Annotated in this window: 18 protein-coding genes, 1 tRNA gene and 1 pseudogene; 10 read left to right on the top strand and 10 right to left on the bottom strand. The window is 65.4% G+C overall.

Going from position 1 to position 24,155, the window contains the following annotated elements:
* Positions 1-16 precede the first annotated feature (16 nt).
* From H9L13_RS08090 to H9L13_RS08080, 3 genes are all read right to left on the bottom strand, one after another.
* The gene (locus H9L13_RS08090) at positions 17-625 is read right to left on the bottom strand and encodes a LemA family protein (protein ID WP_244954801.1); all 609 of its coding nucleotides are present in this window, start codon (positions 623-625) and stop codon (positions 17-19) included.
* Positions 626-787: 162 nt separating this feature from the next.
* Positions 788-1,099, bottom strand: coding sequence for a GIY-YIG nuclease family protein (locus H9L13_RS08085; protein ID WP_187537247.1), 312 nt, complete (start codon positions 1,097-1,099; stop codon positions 788-790).
* Between the two features lie 52 nt (positions 1,100-1,151).
* Complete coding sequence (locus H9L13_RS08080; protein WP_235090793.1) at positions 1,152-2,342, bottom strand: acyl-CoA dehydrogenase; 1,191 nt, start codon at positions 2,340-2,342, stop codon at positions 1,152-1,154.
* A 225-nt stretch (positions 2,343-2,567) separates the two neighbouring features.
* Between H9L13_RS08080 and H9L13_RS08075 the strand changes: the two genes are divergently transcribed.
* Complete coding sequence (locus H9L13_RS08075; protein WP_187537245.1) at positions 2,568-6,023, top strand: autotransporter outer membrane beta-barrel domain-containing protein; 3,456 nt, start codon at positions 2,568-2,570, stop codon at positions 6,021-6,023.
* A 238-nt stretch (positions 6,024-6,261) separates the two neighbouring features.
* Positions 6,262-9,888 carry an autotransporter outer membrane beta-barrel domain-containing protein gene (locus H9L13_RS08070; protein WP_187537244.1) on the top strand — a complete coding sequence of 1,209 codons (3,627 nt, stop codon included), beginning with the start codon at positions 6,262-6,264 and terminating at the stop codon, positions 9,886-9,888.
* Between the two features lie 91 nt (positions 9,889-9,979).
* Here the strand turns inward: H9L13_RS08070 and H9L13_RS12915 are convergent, their stop codons facing one another.
* From H9L13_RS12915 to H9L13_RS08040, 7 genes are all read right to left on the bottom strand, one after another.
* Entirely contained in the window at positions 9,980-10,105 is a 126-nt protein-coding gene (locus H9L13_RS12915; RefSeq protein WP_280528161.1) for a hypothetical protein, read from the bottom strand.
* Positions 10,087-10,593 carry a DUF6445 family protein gene (locus H9L13_RS08065; protein WP_244954800.1) on the bottom strand — a complete coding sequence of 169 codons (507 nt, stop codon included), beginning with the start codon at positions 10,591-10,593 and terminating at the stop codon, positions 10,087-10,089. Before H9L13_RS08065 ends, H9L13_RS12915 begins: the two co-directional genes overlap by 19 nt.
* Positions 10,594-10,680: 87 nt before the next feature.
* Positions 10,681-12,825: a TonB-dependent receptor plug domain-containing protein gene (locus tag H9L13_RS08060; protein WP_187537243.1), complete on the bottom strand. Its 2,145-nt coding sequence runs from the start codon at positions 12,823-12,825 to the stop codon at positions 10,681-10,683.
* Between the two features lie 106 nt (positions 12,826-12,931).
* Complete coding sequence (locus H9L13_RS08055; RefSeq protein WP_187537242.1) at positions 12,932-13,810, bottom strand: hypothetical protein; 879 nt, start codon at positions 13,808-13,810, stop codon at positions 12,932-12,934.
* A gap of 98 nt (positions 13,811-13,908) precedes the next feature.
* Positions 13,909-15,783: a M56 family metallopeptidase gene (locus H9L13_RS12910; RefSeq protein WP_187537241.1), complete on the bottom strand. Its 1,875-nt coding sequence runs from the start codon at positions 15,781-15,783 to the stop codon at positions 13,909-13,911.
* Positions 15,780-16,160 (bottom strand): BlaI/MecI/CopY family transcriptional regulator, encoded by a 381-nt coding sequence (locus H9L13_RS08045; protein ID WP_187537240.1) that lies wholly within the window; start codon positions 16,158-16,160, stop codon positions 15,780-15,782. The genes H9L13_RS12910 and H9L13_RS08045 overlap by 4 nt, the downstream gene beginning before the upstream one ends.
* Positions 16,161-16,277: 117 nt before the next feature.
* Positions 16,278-16,367 (bottom strand) — tRNA-Ser (locus H9L13_RS08040).
* Between the two features lie 171 nt (positions 16,368-16,538).
* Between H9L13_RS08040 and H9L13_RS08035 the strand changes: the two genes are divergently transcribed.
* From H9L13_RS08035 to H9L13_RS08000, 8 genes and pseudogenes are all read left to right on the top strand, one after another.
* Complete coding sequence (locus tag H9L13_RS08035; protein ID WP_187537239.1) at positions 16,539-17,666, top strand: lytic murein transglycosylase; 1,128 nt, start codon at positions 16,539-16,541, stop codon at positions 17,664-17,666.
* A 42-nt stretch (positions 17,667-17,708) separates the two neighbouring features.
* Positions 17,709-18,890: a D-alanyl-D-alanine carboxypeptidase family protein gene (locus H9L13_RS08030; protein WP_187537238.1), complete on the top strand. Its 1,182-nt coding sequence runs from the start codon at positions 17,709-17,711 to the stop codon at positions 18,888-18,890.
* On the top strand, positions 18,887-19,525 hold the full coding sequence (gene tmk / locus H9L13_RS08025) for a dTMP kinase (protein ID WP_187537237.1): 639 nt from the start codon (positions 18,887-18,889) through the stop codon (positions 19,523-19,525). Before H9L13_RS08030 ends, tmk begins: the two co-directional genes overlap by 4 nt.
* Positions 19,522-20,373, top strand: a complete 852-nt coding sequence (locus tag H9L13_RS08020) for a DNA polymerase III subunit delta' (protein ID WP_342354476.1) — start codon at positions 19,522-19,524, stop codon at positions 20,371-20,373. The genes tmk and H9L13_RS08020 overlap by 4 nt, the downstream gene beginning before the upstream one ends.
* Before the next feature lie 149 nt (positions 20,374-20,522).
* A pseudogene (metG, locus tag H9L13_RS08015) lies at positions 20,523-22,032 on the top strand (methionine--tRNA ligase).
* Positions 22,029-22,805: a TatD family hydrolase gene (locus H9L13_RS08010; RefSeq protein WP_187537236.1), complete on the top strand. Its 777-nt coding sequence runs from the start codon at positions 22,029-22,031 to the stop codon at positions 22,803-22,805. Before metG ends, H9L13_RS08010 begins: the two are co-directional and overlap by 4 nt.
* Complete coding sequence (locus H9L13_RS08005) at positions 22,802-23,554, top strand: MBL fold metallo-hydrolase (RefSeq protein WP_187537235.1); 753 nt, start codon at positions 22,802-22,804, stop codon at positions 23,552-23,554. The genes H9L13_RS08010 and H9L13_RS08005 overlap by 4 nt, the downstream gene beginning before the upstream one ends.
* Entirely contained in the window at positions 23,551-24,132 is a 582-nt protein-coding gene (locus tag H9L13_RS08000) for a retropepsin-like aspartic protease family protein (RefSeq protein ID WP_187537234.1), read from the top strand. The genes H9L13_RS08005 and H9L13_RS08000 overlap by 4 nt, the downstream gene beginning before the upstream one ends.
* Positions 24,133-24,155: the final 23 nt, after the last annotated feature.

Here is a 24,155-nt window from a genome sequence, read left to right as displayed (position 1 = left end):
TGGAAGCACCGTGTGTTCACGCCGCCGGGCGGTCGAACGACACTTTCGGCGCGCTTTGGATCGCGGGGTCCTCGTCATTGTAAAAGGGCTCTTCGGTGAAGCCCAGGGGCCGCGCGATGAGCACCGGCGGAAAACTTTGGATGCTCGAATTGAGGTCGCGGACGGTGGCGTTGTAATAGCGCCGCGCGCTCTGCAACTCGGTTTCGATATTCGCCAGCTGGTCCTGCAGCTGGAGGAAGTTGGTGTTGGCCTTGAGCTCGGGATAGGCCTCCGCGATCACCATCACGCGGCCGAGCAGGCTGGTCATTTGCGCGTCTGCCCGGGCGGTCTCCTCGACGCTGCCGGTGCGCGTCGTCTCGGCGCGGCGCGCGGTGACCTGGTCGAGCGTCTCGCGCTCATGCGTCGCATAGCCCTTCACTGCCTCGACCAGGTTGGGAACCAGGTCGGCGCGGCGGCGGAGCTGCACGGTGATCCCGCTGAAGCCTTCCTTGGCCAGCGCACGCAGGCGGACGAGGCGGTTGTAGATCGCGATTGCAAGCACGAGGAGGAGCGCGACGGCTCCGAGGATAACCCAACCGAAAATGCCCATGCCCGCCCCGCGTTTGTTGCGGTCGGCATAATTCAATTTCGGGAGAGCGTCATGCGGGATTTAAAGTTTGACGGAGGTCAGGCGGGTCCCGGCTCAAGGCCGGGATGACCGCTTGGGTTGCAAACGCGGCATTAGCTTAGCCGGTCTTCGAGAGGCGTCTGACCCGTCGTCATCCCGGCCTTGAGCCGGGACCTGCCTTCACTTCCGGGGCAGAGGCGGAAGTCCGAAATCTTCAGCCAAATCACGCCAGGTCGGGTTGTCCTTGTGGATCAGCTCATATTTCCACGCGCGCAGCCAGCGCTTAATCCGCTTCTCCCGCTGAATAGCAGCTTCCATATCTTCGTGGCGCTCGAACCATACCAGCCGCTTGATACCGTAGTCGCGCGTGAAGCCGCTAACGAGCCCTTCGCGGTGCTGCCAAATCCGCCCGACAAGATCTGACGTTACGCCGGTGTAGAGAGTTCCGTGCGACGACTTCGCCAGAATATATACGCAGGGTACTTTTTCCATCTTCCTAGCCAAGAACAAGGCGGGTCCCGGCTCAAGGCCGGGATGACGGACATTAGAAGGCGGCCAGCCCCGTGATGGCGCGGCCCATGATGAGGGCGTGGACGTCGTGGGTGCCTTCGTAGGTGTTGACGGTTTCCAGGTTGGCGGCGTGCCGCATGACGTGGAATTCGGCGCTGATGCCGTTGCCGCCGTGCATGTCGCGGGCGATGCGGGCGATGTCGAGCGCCTTGCCGCAATTGTTGCGCTTCACCAGGCTGATCGTCTCGGGCACCAGTTCGCCCTCCTCGAGCCGGCGGCCGACGCGCAGGGACGCCTGCAGGCCGAGCGTGATTTCGGTCGCCATGTTGGCGAGCTTCAGCTGGACGAGCTGGGTGGCGGCGAGGGGACGTCCGAACTGCTTGCGGTCGAGCGTGTACTGGCGCGCGGCGGCGTAGCAGGCCTCGGCCGCGCCCATCGAGCCCCAGCTGATGCCGTAGCGCGCGCGGTTGAGGCAGCCGAACGGCCCCTTCAATCCTTCGACGTTGGGAAGGAGCGCGTCCTTGCCGACCTCGACGCCATCCATCACGATCTCGCCGGTGATCGAGGCGCGGAGGGACAGCTTTTCCTTGATCTTGGGGGCGGTCAGGCCGGCCATGCCTTTTTCGAGGACGAAGCCGCGGATCTTGCCGTCATGCGCGTCGGACTTGGCCCAGACCACGAAGACGTCGGCGATCGGTGAATTGGTGATCCACATCTTGGAGCCCGACAGGCGATAGCCGCCGTCGACCTTCTGCGCGCGCGTGCGCATGCCGCCGGGATCGGAGCCCGCGTCGGGCTCGGTCAGACCGAAGCAGCCGACCCATTCGCCCGATGCCAGCTTGGGAAGGTATTTCTTGCGCTGCTCTTCCGATCCGTAGGCGAAGATCGGGTACATCACGAGGCTCGACTGGACCGACATCGCCGAGCGGTAGCCGCTGTCGACGCGCTCGACCGCGCGCGCGATCAGGCCATAGCTGACGTAACCCAGCCCCGCGCCGCCATATTCGGGCGGAACGGTCGCGCCGAGCAGGCCAAGCTCACCGAACTCGCTCATGATCTCGCGGTCGAAGCGTTCCTCGAGATAGGCCGAAGTGACGCGCGGCAGGAGCTTCTCCTGCGCATAGCCTTCGGCGGTGTCGCGGACGAGCCGCTCCTCATCGGTCAATTGATGGTTGAGGTCGAAGGGATCCTGCCAGTCGAACGGCAGGAGTTTGGGCTCGCCCACTTGGTCACTCCAGATCACGGAAATCGACTGCGCCTTAGACCGGCCCTGCGATCCATGCAAAACCCTAGTCTTTCCAAAGACATGTGGCCGTCCCGCAACGAGACGGCCGATTCCTTTCATAAATCTTAACAAATCGCTTTGCGCTTTGATTTTGCACGATAAGGTAGTGATTCGATGGGGGTACGATTCGGACGGGCCCCACCAATCGGTTTTGGAGGGGTTCAAATGAAAATGTCTCACATGTCCGCGCGTGTCGCGCTGCTGGCCGCAACTTCGCTGTCGATGATCGCCATGGCGGCGCCCGCTTCGGCCAATGCCTATGGCAGCCTTAGTGACGAGAAGGATCGCCGCAACGCGCAGCAGGCCCTGGCCGGCATGTCGACCGGAACCGGGTGGAATGCCGACCATCGCATCATCATCAACCACCTCGTCACGCCAGGGGTTGGCGATGCCACCACGGGCGCGAATTATGCGAACAGCAGCCAGGTGCTGGACACCAGCGGCGTCAACGGCGTCGGCCAGCAGATCAGCATCGATTTCCCGTTCCTTGGGCTGTGCACCGGCACGCTCATCAATCCGCGCACGGTGATCACTGCCGCGCACTGCGTTTATGATGCGCCGCAGGAATTTTACGGCAGCGTGACCGGCGTCGGTGGCGGCGTTCCCGCAGGGCAGGGCCTGCCGGCATCCAACGGCATCCCGATCAGCTTCGGTTTCCAAGCGACCAACCGCTGCCGCGGGATCGCGGTCAATGGCTGCGTCAACGGCACCGGCCCGTATGAGGTGTGGCGCGACAGCGGGTACAAGACCCAGACCGCGCTCAGCATCTATAACGGCAACCAGGTCTGGTATCACGAGGAAGCGACCAAGGAATTCGGCCTCGGCGATATCGCGCTGGTGACGCTCGATACCCACGCCGACAACATTCCGACCTGGACGCTGTTGTTCTCGCCGCTGCAAGGTCCGGCACATGCCACGATCACCGGTTACGGTGGCGCCGGCGTTGGCCTGACGCCGCTCGGCGACCTCGCCGGGATCGATTACCGCCGCCGCGTCGCGGAAAATATGGTGGATGCGCTGATGTCGTCCGACGATTGGGCGTCGAGCCCGGCGCAGGGCCGCTACCAGGGCTTCAGCCACTATGCCCATTCGCTCTACTGGATGGACTTCGACGATCCCACGCTCGACTACGACAACCTGCCGGACAATTTCTTCGTCGACACGTCGCAACCTTGCGCGCCCGGCCAGACGCCGACCCTGGCCAACAATTATTGCGGCCGCGACAATGGTTATTACGACTTCAACGGCCTTGGCGGCACCGCGCTCGATCTCGAAGGCTCGACGGCCGGCGGCGATTCCGGCGGCCCGCTGATCATCGACCAGACGTTCAGCGACGGCAACGGCGGCTTCAAGCCGGTCGTCGCGGGCGTGCTGACCGGCGGCTGGTCGTACAATGGCGGGATCGGCACCTACGGCGAATATTCGGTGTACCCGCCGCTGTTCCTCTACTGGCAGGACATCGTCCGCCAGAACCCGTACAAATATGTGTCGGCGCTGGCCGGCGATGGCGATTGGTTCGATCCCACGCACTGGGTCCAGGACATGGATCCCAATTATGCGATCATCGGCGCCGATGGCGAACTGGTGAATGCGCTGCCGACCTCGCCGTCGTTCAACAACAACGACCCGTGGGGCCGCTTCGGCAAGCAATGCTATCTCGGCACCCTGTGCTCCGAGGTCGAAGGTACCGACAAGCCGCAAGCCAATGCCTACGGCAAGACGCTGGAAGGCATGCCGGGAACGACCAATTTCGTCCCCAACAATGTCGAGCCGGTCAACAGCCTCAACAAGTCGCGGCACGTGTGGGCGCGTTATTACGACGTCACCCTGCACCGCGCGGGAACGACGACGCTGAGCAAGTCGGCGACGATCGACCGCTTGACCGTCGACGGCGCGGCGACGCTCAACATCACCTCGACCGGCAACCTCAAGGTGCATGGCGACTATAACCAGCTGGGTGGCTGGACCAACGTCAACGGCACGCTGACCACGGGCGAAATGTTCATGGGCGGCGGCATCCTCAGCGGCTCGGGCGTGATCGATCCGACCTATCTGACGGTGGTCAGCGGCGCGGTCGCGCCGGGCGGCGGCGGCGTCGGGACGCTGACCGTCAAGGGCAACATGATCATGTCTTCGGCGTCGGGCCTGCTGATCGACGTAACGTCGAGCGGCGCCGACAAGCTCAACGTCATTGCCGACGCCGGCAATGCCGGTGCGCTGGCGCTCAACGGGTCGCTGCTGATCAGCCAGGGCAAGGGCGGCACGGCGCGCGCCGGCGACAAGTTCGTCGTGGCGACGGCGCAGGGCGGCCTCAACGGCAGCTTCGTCAGCGCCGGCACCAACTCCGGCGTGCTCAAGCCCAAGCTCAGCTATGCCGGCAACCAGGTCGCGATGACCCTCGAAGCGGGAAGCCTCAAGACGGCGGCCGGCAGCAGCAATGCGACCGTGCAGGCCTTCGCCGGCGCGCTCGATAGCCTGCGCGCAACGTCCTACAGCAAGCTCTACAACCTATATGGCAACGTCGACTGGATGAATGCCGGTCAGCTGGCAGCGACCTTCTCGGCGCTGTCGCCGGTGAACATGGTCGGCGAAGTCCGGGCGATGCAGGATCGGCAGAGCCAGAAGCTGCTCGGCAATGTCGGCGACCGTCTGTCGCTGATGGGTACCGGGCGTGCGCAGGGCATCAGCTTTGTTGGTGGCGCCTCGGCGCTCGAGCAGAGCCGTGAGGGTCTGTCGGCCTCGGCGCAGCTCGGGCTCACCGAAGGGCAGGCGGCGAACATTGCGGCGCCGGGCGGTTTGTCGGGCTTTGTGGCGATGGGCGGCGACACGATCGGGTCGACCTATGGCGACGCCGACCGTGCCGGTTCGGGCCAGCACAGCCGCTACTTCGCGTCGGGTATCGAAGCGCCGTTCGGCGATGCGATGGTCGGCACCGCCATCGGCTATGCCGAGACGCGGGCGATGATCGGCCAGGACGAGGCAAGCACCAAGCTGACGCAGGCCGCGGCTTATGCCAGCTTGCCGGTGGGCAAGTCGGGGTACGTCGGCGGCGTCGTCGCGGCCGAGCGTTCGGCGAGCGACAGCAACCGCATGACCACCGACACGACCTCGATGTTCCGCCTGTCGGGCGCCACCCATTCGGCGCGCTACATGGCGAACCTCGAGGCCGGCATTCGCAAGGCCATCGGTTCGGGCCTCTACCTCAACCCGCGCGCGCAGCTCGGCTTCAGCCATTATGCGCTGGGCGGGTTCCGCGAGACGGGCGGGGAGACCGCGCTGGCGCTCGACACGCTCAAGGTCAACCGGATCGAGAGCCGCTTCGGCGCCAGGCTCGATGGCGCGACGAGCCTCGGCAAGTGGTCGGTGCGTCCGAGCCTCCAGGCCGATTACGTCCGCCTGCTGTCGGGTGCCGACAACGGCCTCAACGTCGCGTTCGCGGCGGCGCCCGAGTACAGCTTCGCGCTTCCGCTGACCGGGGGCGGCTCGGGCTGGATGGAGATGAAGGGCGGGGTCGAGATGAGCCGTGGCAAGTTCAGCCTCGGCCTCACGGGCCAGGCGACCGCGGGCGACGCTCCGCTCGCCGACCAGCGCGGCGCGGTGGAAATGAAGCTGCGCTTCTAACCCACAGCCTCACCGCCAACGAGAAAGGCCGGGCCGCAACGCCCGGCCTTTTTTGTCGCCTTACCGACACAAGGATAAACTTTTACATTCAGATATTTAGGCCTGTCTCGAACTGGGACTAAAAAAACTTTCGAAACTCTTAACAAAAGTCTTTTCCCTTTGATTTTGCACGATAAGGTGCCGAATCGGAGGGGGTTCGCTGGGGTACCCTCAAAATCCGTTCTTTGGAGGGGTATCTGTGAAAGTGAACCGTTGTGCCGCGACCCGCGTCGCGCTTCTTGCTGCCACGTCTGTTTCTGCGCTCGCATTCGCAAGCCCGGCGGTCGCGGGGGCGAACTGGGTAGAAAACACTTACGCTGCCAGTGAGGCAACGCTGGACTTCAGCGAGTCAGCGCAGGTTCTCTCGCAATGGGGTGAGAACCTGGATGTCGTCGGCAATCACACGATTACCCCCGGCACACCGGTGGTTCCTGTTTACGGTGACCCGCGGCGTGGCAATCCGCAGCCGCCTATCACCAGCAACCCGCTTCCCGGCGTGCCACTCCTTGGTTCCGATATTGCGAATTCGCCGCAGCTTCTGAGCAGCGGGATTACCGGCGTCGGCCAGTCGCTCCAGCTGAGTCCCGGTGGGGGACTGGGCCTATGCTCGGGGACATTGATCAACCCGCGCACCGTCATCTCGGCCGCTCACTGCTATTATGGCACGGCACACGCGACGAATCCGGCGCTGCGTGTCTTCCGCCAGCCTCATGAATATGGCGCCAAGACCGGCACGCTCGCCATTCCGCTCGCCTACGCCTTCAACGCGAGCAATCGCAACCAATGTGGAGCGGGCGCTGCAGGAACTCCGATCGCTGGTCAGCAGGTGCCTTGCTACCCAGGCGCAGACGCGACCGTTAAGGGCGCTTACGAGACGTGGCGCGACAGTGCAGATCGATCGTCGATTCCGTCGATGAACATCTTCAATGCCAATCAAGTCTGGTTCGATACCTCGGTCCACCCGAATGCTGGCGGCGAATTCGCGAATAAGGATATCGCGCTCGTTACACTGGATAGGCATGCCAAGGGCATTCCGACGTGGACAATGTTGTTCTCGCCGCTCGATGGACCGACGCATGCGACCATCACCGGATACGGCGGGACCGGCTCGGGCCAATATGGCGCGCTGGTTGGATACAACATCGATTACCGCCGGCGCTCTGCCGAGAACATGATCGATGCCTTGATCAGCGCAAACAATTTCTGGAATTTGGCCGACAAGTCCCCGACGGGCGCAAACAATCACGCGGCCTATTGGATGGACTTCGACGGCCCAGGTCGCCCCGCGACCGGAGCCGATCTCGATCCGACGTGCTATTTCGTCTTGGTGCGATGCACGGATTTCGGTGGCCTAGGCGGTCATGGACCTGCTGGCCAGGCGCTTCCGAATGAAGCCACAACTGCAGGCGGCGATTCGGGCGGACCGCTGATTGCGGATACCCGTTTCCATAAGCCCGTTGTCATTGGCGTTCTCACAGGAAGCTATTCTTACACTCAGGGGCGATCCTTTTACGGCCAGTTCAACCTCTACCCGCCGTTGTTCCAATTCTGGGAAGAGATCGTCCAGAACAATCCCTACAAGTATGTCTCGGCAAAGGCCGGGGACGGCAATTGGGAAGATGAGATGCACTGGATCCAGGACATGGATCCGAATTACGGCATCATCGGCCCGGATGGCCAGCTGGCGAACAGCCTGCCCAATTATAATCAGGGCGGCGCTGACGGGGCCGTCGAGCAATTCGGCACAGTCTGCGCCTTGACGACGACGGGCGTCTATAATTTCGCGAACTTTCAGGCCAGTTACGGGCAGTGCACAGACTTTGAGTCGGGCACGAACCCGACCGGTGTCGGCGGTCATCTGGTCGTTGCCGGCGGGCCCGGATCGACCAATTTCGTGCCCCACAACGTCGAGCCGTCCAACACGCTGGTCTCGGGCTCCGGCCCGACGGCTGTGGTCAATACCGTCAAGGCCAAATATTACGACGTTACGCTACGCGAAGCCGGCAAGACGACCTTGTCGAGCGCAGCGACAATCGACAAGCTGACGATCGATGGCTCTGCGCGCCTCAACATCGCCACGGCGGGCGATCTCAAGGTTTGGTCCGACTTCACTCAGGACAGCGGCTGGACCAACATCGACGGCAAGCTCACTGCTGACGAAGCATTCGTGTGGAGCGGCTTGCTCAGCGGTAAGGGTGTGTTCGACCCGAGCTACCTGACGGTTGCCGCCGGGGCGGTCGCTCCGGGCGGCGGCGACAAGGTCGGGACGTTCACCGTCAAGGCCGACACGGTCCTCGCGTCGGCTTCGTCGCTGTTTGTCGATGTCGCTCGCAACGGTGCCGATAAGCTCGTCGTCGAAGGCGTTCTGTCGCTGTCGTCGCCGGACGATGATCCCGCGGAGCGCGCTTCGGTCGTTTTTAACAAGGTAACCGACGCCCCGGCCCCGCGCCACGGGCAGAAGTACACGATCGCTACCGCTACCGGTAACGTGCAGGGTACGTTCCTGAAGGCCTATACGTTCCAGGGCGTCTTGCGTCCCGAGCTGACCTATATCGACACGAGTGCAGACGCTGACACTCTCGCTAACGAGATCGTTGCCGAAATGCGCGCCGGCTCGCTCGTCGAGATCCTGGACGGCGGCAACGCGACCGAGATCGCCTTCGCATCGGCGCTCGATCAGCTTCGCAACGGTTTCTACGACAAGCTCTACAACCTCTACGGCAACGTCGACTGGATGAATGCCGGTCAGCTGGCAGCGACCTTCTCGGCGCTGTCGCCGGTGAACATGGTCGGCGAAGTCCGGGCGATGCAGGATCGGCAGAGCCAGAAGCTGCTCGGCAATGTCGGCGACCGTCTGTCGCTGATGGGTACCGGGCGTGCGCAGGGCATCAGCTTTGTTGGTGGCGCCTCGGCGCTCGAGCAGAGCCGTGAGGGTCTGTCGGCCTCGGCGCAGCTCGGGCTCACCGAAGGGCAGGCGGCGAACATTGCGGCGCCGGGCGGTTTGTCGGGCTTTGTGGCGATGGGCGGCGACACGATCGGGTCGACCTATGGCGACGCCGACCGTGCCGGTTCGGGCCAGCACAGCCGCTACTTCGCGTCGGGTATCGAAGCGCCGTTCGGCGATGCGATGGTCGGCACCGCCATCGGCTATGCCGAGACGCGGGCGATGATCGGCCAGGACGAGGCAAGCACCAAGCTGACGCAGGCCGCGGCTTATGCCAGCCTGCCGGTGGGCAAGTCGGCCTATGTCGGCGGTGTCGTCGCGGCCGAGCGGGCGCAGAGCGACAGCAACCGCCTGACCACCGACACGACCTCGATGTTCCGCTTGTCGGGCGCGACGCATTCGGCGCGCTACATGGCGAACCTCGAGGCCGGCGTGCGCAAGGCGATCGGCAGCGGCCTTTACCTCAACCCGCGTGCGCAGCTTGGCTTCAGCCATTATGCGCTGGGCGGGTTCCGCGAGGCGGGTGGCGAGACGGCGCTGGCGCTCGACACGCTCAAGGTCAACCGGATCGAGAGCCGCTTCGGCGCCAAGCTCGACGGGGCGACGAGCATCGGCAAATGGTCGGTGCGTCCGAGCCTGCAGGCCGATTATGTCCGCTTGCTGTCGGGTGCCAATGCGGGTCTTAACGTCGCCTTTGCGGCGGCGCCGGAGCACAGCTTCGCGCTTCCGCTGACCGGCGGCGGCTCGGGCTGGATGGAGATGAAGGGCGGGGTCGAGATGACCCGCGGCAAGTTCAGCCTTGGCCTTACCGGCCAGGCGACTGCCGGCGACGCCCCGCTGAGCGATCAGCGCGGCGCGGTGGAAATGAAGCTGCGCTTCTAACCCACGCCATCACCGCCACGAGAAAGGCCGGGCCGCAACGCCCGGCCTTTTTTGTTGCCGCACCCAGATCGACCGTCGCTATTCGATGATGTCAGGCGTCGGCGCGCTCGAAGAACATCAGATAGACCAGTCGCCCATCTTCGGCCGTAGAGCCGAACCCTGCGGCGCTGTTGTGGAACATCCACGGGCTGAACAAGATCAGGCGGTTGAAGCGCATCGGCGCCGTGAACGTCCGCTCCCACTTGGAAGGCTTGAGCGTGTCCGCATTGACCACCCCTCGATCAGCTCGTTGATGTCGCCGTAGCCGGCGCGCGCGATGGCCAACGGATCGTCGGGCACGCGATCGAGGCCGGTGCGGCGATGGCGGTAAAAGTCGGTCCCACCCCGGCAATCCTCCGGCCTGCTGAGGTAGAGGATGCCTGAATAGAATGCGGGGTCGATGTGCACGCCGCTAAGGCCTTTTTCGTTGCGGAAGGTGATGCGGCATTGGCCGTGCACCGTTCCGGAGGCCGCGCGCACCGGCATGCCGATCAGCTGCGACACGCTTTGATCGAACCCGGCGATCGGCAGAGGCCGGTCCGACAGCACGCCCGGGTAATTGCCGTCCTTCTTCGCACGATCGTAGTTGAGCGCCAGCGCACTGCGCCGGGCCCGTTGCGGATCGGACAGGAAGTCGTCGACCATCATGAAGGAAGGGAGCGGCATTCGAATCCTAACCAGTGGACGCCGCAGAGATTCGCCGCGGGCTCGCCTGAATTACAGAAGCGCGCGGCCAGAAGGAAATCCTGGCGTCTAGGGGCCGGACGGGGATGCCTTGGCGGCGCCGCCGCCGAAGGTCTGCTTGATCGTCAGCCCGACATTGAGATGGCGGTTGCGCTCGCGCAACTCGTCGATGATGTCGAGCGGTGCGGCGCGGTTCGGATTGAACCGGATCCGGTGGCGATTGCCGGGCGTGTTGAGCGCGTTGTCGACATCGAGCGTCACCGATGTGCGCGGGCCCGGGCGGTATTCGACGAATGCGGTCCCGTAAGGCCCGCCGTTGTAATTGATGTCGAATTCCTCAGTGCGGAAGAAGGTGAAGCGGTCGCGGTCGCTGACGGTGAAGCCGTAGGACCAGGGGCCGGAATCGCGGCGCATTTCGACATTCCACTGCCAATCGGGGAAGAAATCGCTGAAGTTGCGCATCTCGCCGCTGATCGGATCTTCGACGCGGGTGCGACGCAACGTGCCGTCGGCCTTGAGCCGGAGCCCCTTCCACAATTGGCCGAGCGGCGCGTCGACGCTCAAAGTCGCGAACATCAGCTTGCCGGTGCCGATATTGCCCGGGGCGTCGAAGAACTGCCCAGGCTTTTCGCCCGGAACCAAGACTCGGTCCTGCAGCAGGCTGATGTGGTCGTAGCCAAGATCGAGCTTGATGACCCCGTCGCCGAGGATCGGGCGATCGGCGGTCAGGCGCCATTCCCATGCGCGCTGCGGCACGAGGTTTTCATTGCCGGCATTGACCCGGTCGGTCGACAGTTCGGCGACGCTGACGAAGTCGTAGAAGTTGAGCTGCGCGACGGTGCGCTTGACGGAAAATTGCGTGTGCCAGCCGTTACCGGGCTTCCAGTCGATGGTCAGGCTGGGCTTGAAGAATTTGAGCTTGCGCTTCGCTTCCGCATCGCCGCTGACCTTGAGATCGGAATATTCGAAGCGCAGGCCACCGTCGACACGCAGGGCGGGTCTCAGGTTGCGGCCTGCGTTCAAGAAAATTTCCCCGCGCTTCTCCTTCACCTGCACGTTGTCGCCCGCGAGATCGACCGGCGTCTTGGTGCCGTCCTCTTCGATGAGGGTCAGTGCGGTGCTGTTGTCGAGCGTGTTGAGCACGGCCTCGCCGCCGAGCTCGACCGAAAAGCCGGCGACATCCTGCCGGGTCCAGGTGAGGCGGCCAATGGTTTCGCCGAACTTGGCTTTTTGCGTCTGCTCCGAGCCGCCGACGACCGCGGGGTCGTCTTCGAGCAGACCATCGCGGGCGATGTAGGCGTCAAAATTGTTGCGCTTGCGGCGCGTGGCGAGCCCGACCAGCTTGATCGCGCCGCCGCCGAGCGGGCGGGTGATGTCGCCGCCCAGCTCGAACACCGAATTGTCGTAATCCTGGATGAGCGAGTCATCATGCGGCGGCTCGCCCGTCGCGGTGACGCGATTGCGCTGTTCAAGGTCGAACTGACCGGGCGAATAGCGGGCGTTGACGCGGATCGCATTGTCCTGCGCCCGTTCAAGCGCCCAGCTGGCGCCGATATAAGGATTGAAGTCCTTGTAGATGTTGAACTTGCGCCGGAACTCGCGCAGCTCGCCGTCTTCGAAGCCGCGCAGCGTGTCGGACCCTTCCTCGGCGTTGACGACATTGTTGAAGCCGGCCGACAAGTTGATGCTCGACGCGCCGCGGCGGATCAGCATCGATGCCGACGCATTAGGATCGACGCGACCGGTGTACAGGCGGCGCAGCGACGCGGTGACGTTGCCGTCGATCCCGCCGACCGCGGACATGACAATGTTCAGCACCTGGCTCTTGCTGGCATAATCCGCGCCGTAAAGGTCGCCGGGTCCAACCTCGACCCGCGTGACGCTGCTGGCGGGGATGCGCTGGAGAGTCGTTTCGAGCGATTCCGACTTGGAGCTGGGGCGGGCGCCGTTGATGACGACATTGCCCGCCGCGCCGGCGAAGCCGCGCGTGTCGGTGTTGCCAAGGTCGAGCGTGAACCCAGGGACGCGCCGCGCGATGTCGAGCGCGGTGCGAGGCGCATATTGGGCGAAGAAGGCCGCGTCGTAGCTGGTAGAGCGCGCCGTCTGCCCGCTGTTGACGGGCGGCTCGTCACCCGCGGGGGTTTGCGCCCGGACGGCTTCGCTGGCGTTGAGAGCGAGACAGGCCGCCGAACTCAGCAGCAGGATCGAGCGCATATATTCCCCTTTTGTCTTTCGTCGCCACTGATGCAGCGTTTGTGGTGGCGCCAACGGCCTTCGACCAATCGACAGACGGTTCGACCGAAGCTCGTCACCGGACGGATCAGCGGCGGCGATCAAGCGATTGGAGCACAACCATCTGCTCGACCGGCGGAAGCTCACCCGGGCGCTGAGCGACTGCCGCCACGAATTCGGGCGTGATCCCGAGCGCCTTGAGCTGGACAAGCTGGTCGACCGAGAGGTTGCGGAAGCCCGCGCGATTGAAGGCGGTCACATACTCCGGCGTGACGCCCAGCGCCTTGAGCTGGACCAGCTCATCGGGCGCCATTTTCCGATAGCCGATGCGCGCGAAGCCACCGACATAATCGGGCGTGATGTTGAGCGCGCGGAACTGGACCAGGTCGTCGATCGACGCGGGACGGTAGCCGATCTCCGCCAATTGCCGGATGTAATCGCTGGTCACCCCGACCGCGGTGGCGGCGATGAGGTCGTCGACGCCCGGCGTCGGGTAGCCCGCGCTGGCGATGACATCGATGAGGGCGCGGCGGACATCGACCGCCATCAGCGCGAACTTTTCATCCTCCGTGGGCCGCGCGATCCCGCGGTTGGCAAGCAGCTGGAGGAAGCCGGCATTCGGCGTAAAGCGGCAGGTGCCCCGGGCGAGGGCGCTGCCGCCCTGGCCAGCGCAATCCAACTGACCGGCTTCGCGCGTGATGGCGAAGCGGACCGGTCGCTGCCCAGAGCCGCGGAACGCGGTCACATCGAGGCCGGCGAATTCCGATAGCGCAAATGTGCTAGACCAGCGGTCGTGGTCCCGCTTGCCGTCGCGGTCGCTGTCACGAAAGGTGGCGTGGATTCGGTTCGGTTCCCGCGCCGCCTCCATCGTGAAAGCGATCGTGTCGGACGTGGCGGCCGTGCAGGCCGCGGCGACGGACACGGTGGTGAGGAAGATCGCGCAGAGCGAGGCGAGGGAGCGGGTCACGGCGGGTCTCCTTTGGCGAGAATTCAGGCAAGGTCCGCCCGTTCGCCCGGGCCAGGCGTCAAAAATTACTGGTCAGAGGTAGTCGGGCGGGGCGGTGGTTAGCCGTCGTCGGGGTCTGCGGGCCGCCTCGAGTTGGGCAAGGGCGTCGGCGGGGCGGGCGGCCTGGGCGGCACATTGCGCAGGCCGCGCAACTGGCTGGGCGAAACCCCCAGCACGTACAGCTCGACAAGTTTGTCGACATCGCCGCGGAAGACGTAGCCGGCCTCGCGCAGCTTCTTCACATAGGACGGGCTGACGCCAACAGCGCGCATCTCGACATATTCATCGACGCCCGCGCGGATTCCCGCTTCGTTCATCGCACGCACGTAGCTGCCGGTCACGCCGACGGCGCGCAACTGGGTCAGGTCGCCGGGCGTCACGCGCGGCAGTGCGGCCGCCATCTCGCGCGCATAATCGGGAGTGACGCCGACGGCCTTCAGGCCGGTAAAGGCGGACGCGTCGAGCCCGCGCAATTGCGGCGCCGCGGCGCGCATGGCGTTGACATATTCGGAGGTGACCCCGAGCGCGCGCAGCTCGATCGCCTGCTCGATGAGTGCTTCCTGGCCACGCGCGGCCCGTGCGGCGCGGCGGCCGTCGGCGGCCTGGGCACGGGCGTGCGCCGCCTGCTCGCGCGCCTCGGCAGCGGCTTCGAGCGCCGCGGACCGAGCCTCTTGCGCGGCGTCGAGTGCATCTTCGCGGCGTTCGCGCGCATCGGCGAGGGCGTCGGCGGGGTCGTCTGCCTCATGCGGATGCGCGACGGCGGCCACGGCGAGCGCGGTCGTGACCGAGGTCGAAACGCCATCCGCGATGATGCTTGGCAGATCGGTCGGAAGGTCGGCGGCAGGGTAATAAGGCGCGGTCGGCTCACCGTTCGCAGCAACCGCCAGCGCGGGCGCAGCCGGGACCGCTGACCTGCCGCCGGGCACGAGCGTCAGCGCGGCGAGCGGAGCGGCGACGAGCATCGCACCGCTCAAGACGCCGAGCGTGAACGAGCGCGCGCCGGGACCGCGCGCCGAGCGGCCGTCGAGAACGCGCGCGACACGGCGGGCAAGCGAGCTCTTGGACGGAGCGACGCCATGCGCGCCGAGCAGCAGGCCCGAACATTCGTGCCGGGCGACGCCGACCAGCAGCTGGGCATAATCGGTATCCTGGATATCGGCGCCGAGGACGGCATCGTCGGCCGCTTCTTCGCGCAGCTGATGCGCTTCGCGGGCGAGCATCCATACCAGCGGATTGAACCAGAAAAGCGCGGTGGCGACGCGTGCCAGCAGCAGCTTGGCCCAGTCGAGCCGAGCAACGTGCGCAAGCTCATGCGCGATGATCGCTTCGGCTTCGCCGGCGGCCTCGACCGCGCGCGAATTCAGGAGGATCACCGGGCGCATCAGCCCCCAGCTGATCGGCGAGGACAAATCGTCGCTGGTGAGCAAGGCGGTGCCATGCTTGAAGCCCATGCGGCGCTGGGCGCGGGCAAGGGCGCTCAGCCAGTGGCCGTCGACCAGCACGTCGGCGCGGGCGCGCAGGGCGATCAAGCGCGCCAGCGCAAGGAAGGTGATGATCAGCAGGATCGCGGCGGGAAGGGCGTAGATCGCGCCGGCCGCGGCGGCGGTGCTGATTGTCCAGCCGGAATCGACCGGGTCCGCAGGCATAGGCGAGGCGGCAGACGTTGGCGCGGCATCGGGCACGGCGGGGGCGGGCGTCGTGGCTTGCGGTGCGTTCGCGACCGGCGCCGACGGGCTCATCCAGGCCGGCGTTTCAACCGCGAGGTTGGGGAGCACCAGCGGTGCGAAAGCGAGCAGCAACAGCGCCACGAGCCCGACGTGCGCGACCCACGACCGCTCCGCCGCGGAGCGGTTCTTGAGCAGGGCGAGGAGGCCGAGCGTGCCGCCGGCGACGATCACCGACTTGAGCGCAATCGACAGCAGGATGGAGATCATTTGCCCCCCTTTACCTCGCGAGCGCGGGCAATCATCGCCTCGAGCTCGTCGAGGTCCTTGCCTTCGAGGCGGTCCGACATGCCGAGCAGCGCAGAGGCGGCGCTGGCCGGCGAGCCGTTGAAGAACACGCGGACGATCTCGCTCAAGGCGGACTTCTTCGCGGCAGTCTCGGACACCGACGGGCTGTAGAGGAAGCCGCGGTCCGAATCGGTGCGCTGGACGAAGCCCTTGTCCTCGAGCCGCTTGAGCATGGCGCGGACGGCGGATCCGCTCAGCTGGTCGGGAAGCGCTTCGCAGATGTCGGACACGGCTACGGGGCCGCGCTCATAAAGGATGTCGACGATCTGACGTTCGCGGGGCGGAAGCTTGCTGAGCATTGCGACTCCTGGACACTACATTTGTAGACAGTGCTACATTTGTAGCGTGAACGCCCGATGAATGGAAGCGTTAATTCGACGAACGGCGAATGCGGGCAATCGGCGCTGGGCCAGGCGTGGCGGAGAGGGTGGGATTCGAACCCACGGTGAGCTTGCACCCACGGCGGTTTTCAAGACCGCTGCCTTAAACCACTCGGCCACCTCTCCAGCGCGGACGGTGGCCGAACGGCTGGCCACCTCTCCTTCATCTGCCGCGCGATATCGCTTGGTAAGCCGGGCTGTGCAAGGCGCGCGATGAACCATGCTGGCGTCTCGTGGGTTGTCCGGACTAGCCTCGGTTGTGATGAGGAGCGTGGAGTTGCGAGTGATTGGGGAGTAATGCTGGCGGTGACGTCGGCGATGGCGCTTGCGACACCTTCGGCGCAACCGCGCCCGTCCGCCATCGTGGCAGGCCCCGCGCCGGTCCAGGTCGCGCAGCTCACCCCGGTCTATCCGCAGCCGGTCTATCCGCAGCCGGTCTATCCACAGCCCGCTTATGCACCGCCGCCGCAGAGTGCGTGGGACGGCTACAAGGTGCGGCTCGCGGCGCTCGCGCGGCAGCAGGGGGTGCGCGAGGCCACCATCCAGGCAGTCGTTCCCTATTTGCGGCTCAACCAGCGCGCGATGGACCTCGACCGCGCGCAGCGGCCGACGTCGACCCGGACTGACTATGCGCCGGCATCGTTCGGGCCGTATCTGACCCGCCACATCACTAGTTCGCTGATCAGCCGCGGACAGGCGCGCTATTCGTCGCACTGGGCGAATCTGTCGCGCATCCAGGCGATGTACGGCGTCGATCCCGCAGTGATCATCGCAATCTACGGCAAGGAAACGAGTTACGGCGCGGTGACCGGCAGCTTCGACCTGCTCGATGCGCTTGCCAGCCTCGCCTATGAAGGGCGGCGGCGGCAGATGTTCGAGGACGAATTCCTCGCCGCGTTGAAGCTGATGGACCAGGGCGTGCAGCGCTGGCAGCTAAAGGGCAGCTATGCCGGCGCGACTGGCTATCCGCAGTTCATGCCGACCGTCGCGCTGCGCCTGCGCGCCGACGGCGATGCCGACGGTTATGCCGACATCTGGCGCAACGAAGACGACGCCTTCGCTTCGATCGCCAATTACCTGCGTAACGCGGGGTGGAAGCGTGACATGCCGTGGGGCGTGCCGGTGGCGATTCCGGGCACGCTCAACCGCGCCGCGGTGCAATCGCGCCTCAACCCGCCGCGATGCCCCAACGTCTATCGCAGGCACAGCCGCTGGCTGACGGTCGCGCAATGGCGTTCGATGGGCGTGATGCCGACAGGACGGACTTTGCCTGATACCGAGCTGGTGGCGCTTATGGAAACGCCGGGCGCTTATGCCCAGGGCTATCTCCTGACCGGCAATTACCGCGCGATCCTCGATTATAATTGCTCGAATTACTACGCGATGGGCGTCGGACTGCTGGCGAACGCCATCGCCCGGCGATAGACAGGTCTCCTCACGCCTGAATCGAGGAAACCCATCTTCTCCATGCCGCGCTCCATCCTGTTCGCAACCGCCGCCTCCCTGCTGTTCGCCAGCGCCGCACCCGCCGCCGCGCCGCCGTTCGACACGCCGGCCAAGACCGCGATCCTGGTCGACTTGTCGTCGGGCGCGGTTCTCTATGCCAAGAACGCCGACATGCGCATGCCGCCGGCATCGATGGCCAAGATGATGACCACCGAGGTCGCGTTCGAGCTGATCGACCAGGGCAAGCTGCCGTTGAACAAGATGTGCACCGTGCGCCCGGAAACGTGGCAGAAATGGCATGGGCCGGCCGCGGGATCGACGATGTTCCTGTCGGTCAATGAACAGGTCAGCGTCGAAAACCTGCTTCACGGCATCGTCACCCTGTCGGGCAACGACGCCTCGGTGGTGCTGGCGGAGTGCATTGCGGGGACCGAGCAGGCGTTCGCCAACCAGATGAATGCGCTGGCCAAGGAGCTTGGACTGACCAACAGTCGCTTCTGCAACAGCAACGGCTGGCCCGACGAGGGCTGCACCTATGTCACCGCGCGCGACCTGGCGACGCTGGCGCGGGCGACGGTCGAGCGCCATCCCAAGCTGTACAAGCAATTCTACAACAAGCCGAGCTTCACCTGGGGCAAAACCCTGGGATCGGGGCAGGCGATCACCCAGGGCAACCGCAACCCGATCCTTGGCAAGGTGCCGGGCGCGGACGGTCTCAAGACCGGTCACACCGACGAGGCGGGCTACGGCTTCACCGGGTCGGCCGAGCAGAACGGCCGCCGCCTGATCGAGGTCGTCGCCGGGCTCGATAGCTGGAATGCGCGCGTGCAGGAATCGACGCGGCTGATGGAATGGGGCTTCAATTCCTGGCAGGCGAAGCCGCTGTTCAAGGCGGGCCAGCAGGTCGGATCGGCGCAGGTGCAGCTGGGCAGCGACGCCGAAGTCCCCTTGATGGCGCCGCGCGACCTGGCGGTGACCATCCCTGCCGGGCTGACGGTCAATCAGCCGGTGCGCATGAAGGTGCGTTACCAGGGGCCGATCGCTGCGCCGATCAAGGAGGGCCAGGAGGTTGCGCAGCTGGTGATCATGACCGGGGACACGGGCGAGCAGGTGGTGCCGCTGGTCGCCGGTGCCGACGTCGGCCAGGCAGGCTTCTTCGGCCGCGTCTGGCTCGGCCTCAAGCAGCTTGTCGGGATGGCGTGACCGCGCAGGCGACACCGCGCGGCAAATTCATCAGCCTCGAGGGCGGGGAGGGAGTCGGGAAGTCGACCCAGGTCCGCGCGCTCGCCCAAGCCTTGCGCGAGCGCGGCCTGGAGGTCGTGGAGACTCGCGAACCGGGCGGAAGCGAGGGGGCCGAGCGCATCCGTGATCTTCTGCTGCAGGGCGCCGAGGATCGCTGGAACGCGCGCGCCGAGGCGTTGCTGTTCGCGGCGGCGCGCGCCGACCATGTGGTCAAGACGATCGAACCCGCGCTGGCGGCGGGCGCATGGGTGCTGTGCGACCGCTTCGTCGATAGCTCGCTCGCCTATCAGGGCGGAGCGGGCGGACTGGGGGTGGCCGAGGTGCGGGCGATCAACGCCTTCGCCATCGGCAACGGCTTCCCCGACCGGACCTTGATCCTCCTGCTGCCCGATGGAAACGAGCGCGCCGCGGCACGCGATCGTGACCGGCCTGATCGCATCGGCGGCCGGCCGGCGGACTATCATCAGGCGGTCGACCGCGCCTTTCGCGAGATTGCAGCGGCCGAGCCCGAGCGGGTGACGTTGGTCGACGCGACAGGAACGCTTGAGGCAGTCACCGCGCGTTTGGTCGCGGCGTTGGCGGATCTTCTCCCATGATCCTCGGCCACGATCGCGCGGTTGAGCAGTTCAGCAGCGCCTGGGCCATGCGCAAATTGCATCATGCCTGGCTGCTCGCCGGACCGCGGGGTGTCGGCAAGGCGCGCTTCGCCCGGGCCGCTGCGACGCGCCTGCTGGCCGAGGCGGCGGGGCCGGCGTTCGAAGCCGCGCCGCTCGACACGCCCGCCGAACATCCCATGGCCCGGCTGATCACCGCCGAGAGCCATCCCGACATGCGCTGGATCCAGCGCCTGCCGCGCGAGAAAGGCGAGGGGCTGGCGCGCAACATTTCGGTCAAGCAGGTGCGCGAGCTCGGCGAATTCCTCGGTCTTACGCCGGCGCTGTCGGACTGGCGCGCGATCGTCATCGATCCGATCGACGAGCTTGAGACATCCGCCGCGAATGCCTTGCTCAAGATCCTCGAGGAACCGCCGCCCAACAGCCTGTTCCTCCTCGTCAGCCACGCGCCTGGCCGGCTCCTCCCGACCATCCGCTCGCGCTGCAGAAGGCTGGATTTTCAATCGCTTGACGATGACGTCATGGCGTCGATCCTCGAGCGGGAAACGCCCGATGTCAGCGCCGCCGAGCGCCAGCGAGTGGTGGCGATGTCGGAAGGGTCGGCGGGCCGCGCGCTGGCCTTCGCCGAGCTCGGTTTGGCCAAGCTTGAGGATGCGGCGCTGACCATCCTGCGCCAGGGCGATCCCACCAACGGCCGTCGGTCAGACTTGGCGCAAGATCTTGGTAAGAAGGCGTCGGCCGAGCGTTATGCGGCCTTCCTCGACCTCGCGCCGTCGCTGATCGCGCGCGAGGCGCGGGGCTGCAGGGGGCGGGACGGGAACGCGCGCTGAACGCCTATGACAAGGCGCGCGAGCTGGCGGCGATTGCGCCGCGCCTGTCGCTCGATCCCGCAGCGACGGTGTTCCAGCTGGGCGGCATCCTTGCGGATGTGGCCGGCGAACGTTGATGCGCTAGGCGGGCGCGGCTAGGGGCGGCAGGCATGTCCGAGCCCTACCTCATCACCACCGCGATCAATTACCCCAACGGGCGGCCGCATATCGGCCACGCCTATGAAGGGATTGCCGCGGATGCGATCGCGCGGTTCCAGCGCGCGCGCGGACGCGACGTGCGGCTGGTCACCGGAACCGACGAACATGGGCTGAAGATGGTCCAGACGGCGCGCGCCAACGACCGCGATACGCTCGAGTTTGCCGACGAAATGTCTGGATATTTCCGTGAGATGTGCGCGGTCTTGAATATTTCGTTCGATAGCTTTGTGCGCACGTCCGAGCCGCGCCACCATGAGGCGAGCATCGCCATCTGGAAGGCGATGGAGGCGGCGGGCGACCTTTATCTCGACCGCTACGAGGGCTGGTATTCGGTGCGCGACGAGGCCTTTTACGACGAAAGCGAGCTGATTGCGGGCGAGGGGGCGCGAAAGTCTCTCCGCAGGGAACTCCGGTCGAGTGGACGGCGGAGGAAACCTGGTTCTTCCGCTTGTCCAGATATCAGGACCGCCTGCTCGCCCTCTATGCAGAGCAGCCCGACTTCATCCGCCCCGAAAGCCGCCGCAACGAGGTGATGCGCTTCGTCGAAGGCGGGCTCAAGGATCTCAGCGTGTCGCGTACCAGCTTCGACTGGGGCGTGCCGGTGCCGGGATCGCCCGACCATGTGATGTACGTGTGGGTCGATGCGCTGACGACCTACATGACCGGCGTCGGCTTTCCCGACCGGGCGGGGAGTGGGCACGCTTCTGGCCCGCGAACGTCCATTTGATCGGCAAGGACATCGTCCGCTTCCACGCGGTCTATTGGCCGGCGTTCCTGATGTCGGCCGGCTTGCCGATCCCGCGCCAGATCTTCGCGCATGGTTTCCTGCTCGCGCGCGGCGGGGAGAAGATGTCCAAGTCGCTCGGCAATGTCGTCGATCCGATGGAGCTGGCCGCGCGCTATGGCGCCGACGCCTTGCGCTATTTCCTGCTGCGCGAAGTGCCGTTCGGGCAGGACGGCAGCTACAGCAACGAAGCGATCGTCAACCGCGTGAACGCCGAGCTGGCAAACAGCTTCGGCAATCTGGCACAGCGCACTTTATCGATGATCTTCAAGAATTTAGACGGCGTTCTTCCGGATGCAGGCGAAGCGCCGGAGGACAAGGAATTGCTCGCCTTGGTTGCCCAGGCCACCGGTGTCGAAGTGCCCGAGGCGTTCGAGCGCTTCGCCTTTTCGGTGGGCATCGAGGCGTGGATGCGCGCGGTGTTCGCCTGCAACCAATATGTCGACGCGATGGCACCGTGGGCACTGCGCAAGACCGATCCGGCGCGAATGGCCGCGGTGCTCGGCACGCTGGTGGTCGCGGTGCGTCAGCTGGCCGAGGCAATTGCGCCGGTTATTCCCGCTTCGGTGGAAAAGCTGATGCAGGCAATCGACGCGGGCGCGGGCGGGGCACCGATCGCTGCGCCGACGCCGCTGTTTCCTCGGCTCGAGCTTGAACCCGAGGACGCCGCCGCGTGACTCTGATCGATAGCCACTGCCACCTCAATTACGAGGGGCTCGCCGAGCGCCAGGACGAGGTGCTCGATGCGGCGCGCGCCCGTGGAATCGGCGGTTTCCTCAATATCTCGACGCGGCAGCGCGAATGGAATGACGTCATCGCCGTGGCCGAACGGCATGACGACGTGTGGGCGAGCGTCGGCGTCCACCCACATGAGGCCGATGCGCACCCGGATTTGGGCGCAGGCGCATTGGCAGAGGCCGCCGATCACCCGCGCGTGATTGCCATCGGCGAATGCGGGCTCGATTATTATTACGACAAGTCCGACCGTGCCGCGCAGCGTGAGCGGTTCGAAGCGCATATTGACGCCGCGCGGCGCACCGGCCTGCCGCTCGTCATCCACACCCGCGATGCCGAGGATGACACCGCCGAAATCCTGTCCGCCGCGGTCAGGGAAGGGGGCGTAACCGGCGTTCTCCATTGCTTCACCGGTTCGGCCGATCTGGCGCGCAAGGGGCTCGACCTTGGCTTTTACGTGTCCCTGTCGGGGATCGTGACGTTCAAGAATGCCGCGGACCTGCAGGACACCGCCAAATGGCTTCCGGCGGACCAGATGCTGGTCGAGACCGACGCGCCGTTCCTCGCGCCCGTTCCGCATCGCGGGCAAAAGTGCGAGCCGGCGTTCGTCGCCGACACCGCCGCCTTCGTCGCCAACCTGCGCGGGGAAACGCCCGAGCAGCTTGCGGCAACGACGACCGCCAACTTCTTCAGACTCTTTCCGAAAGCCGCGTGAAGGTCCGGGTCCTCGGCTGCGGGACGTCGACCGGGGTGCCCAAGATCGGCGGTCACTGGGGCCAGTGCGACCCGGCCGAGCCGCGCAATCGGCGGCTGCGCAGCTCGATCCTGGTCGAAAGCGGAGAGGAGCGGATCCTAGTCGATTGCGGGCCCGACCTTCGTCAGCAATTGCTCGATGCCGATGTCGACCGACTATCGGCGGTGATCGTCACCCACGACCATGGCGATCATGTGCATGGGATCGATGAGCTACGCGCGGTCTCGCAGGCGATCGGCGGCCCGGTGCCGTTACTCGGCCGCCGGAAGACGCTCGACAGCCTTGCACACCGCTTCGCCTATGCGTTCGAGCAGAGCGACTTCTATCGCCCGATCGTCCAGCCCGAAGTGATGGGCGAAACATGGGCGCAGGTGAGAACGGTCGATCAGCCGCACGGCACCACGACGTCCATCGGCCTGCGCTTCGAGGACCAGGGGCACTCGCTGGTTTATGCGATCGATTACAGCGACATGACCGACGACATGCGCGCGCTTTATGAGGGCGCGGACGTGATGATCAGCGATTGCCTGACGCGCCAACCGCATCCGACTCATGCGCATCTCGACGGCGTTCTCGGCTGGGCTCGCGAGCTGCAAGTGGGGCACCTATATCTGACGCACATGGGCAACGGCCTCGACTATGGAAAGCTCGTCGCGGAACTGCCGGATTGGGCCGAGCCGGCCTATGACGGTCTGGAGATCGCGCTGTGAACAGCTTCGACGGCGCCAACACCGTCTATCTCGTCCTGCTGATCGTGCTTCTGCTGGGATCGCTGATCGGCAGCCAATTGCCGCTCGGCAAGGCGCTCCGGATGGCAATGATCTGGGTCGCCCTATTCGCGGGCGTGTTCATCCTGTTCGCCTTCCGATCGAACTTTTCCGCCTTTGGACAGCAAGTCCGCGCCGAATTGACCGGCGAACCGATCGCGGCGGGCGAGACGCTGCGCATTCCGATCAGCGAGGACGGCCATTTTTGGGTCGATGCGCGAATCAATGGGCAGCCGGTGCGCTTGCTAGTCGACAGCGGTGCATCGATCACCACGATCGGGGGCGAGACGGCACGCGCCGCGGGCGTTGCGTCCGGCCTGCGCGCGCCGGTGCAGACCGCCAATGGCACGGTCGACATGGCGCGATCACGCGCGGACAACTTCGAGCTTGGGCCGATCCGACGCGAGGGCATGACCATCTTCGTCAATCCGGGCGACCGGACGAACGTGCTTGGCATGAACTTCCTGACGTCGCTGAGCAGCTGGCGGGTCGAGGGCAACCATCTGGTTCTCACCGCGTGATGCGCCTTGGTATTTACATAATG

Source organism: Sphingomonas lutea, assembly GCF_014396785.1.
Classification (GTDB): domain Bacteria; phylum Pseudomonadota; class Alphaproteobacteria; order Sphingomonadales; family Sphingomonadaceae; genus Sphingomicrobium; species Sphingomicrobium luteum.
Note: the sequence above shows the minus strand (reverse complement) of the source record. Positions and strands in the feature narration are given on the sequence as shown.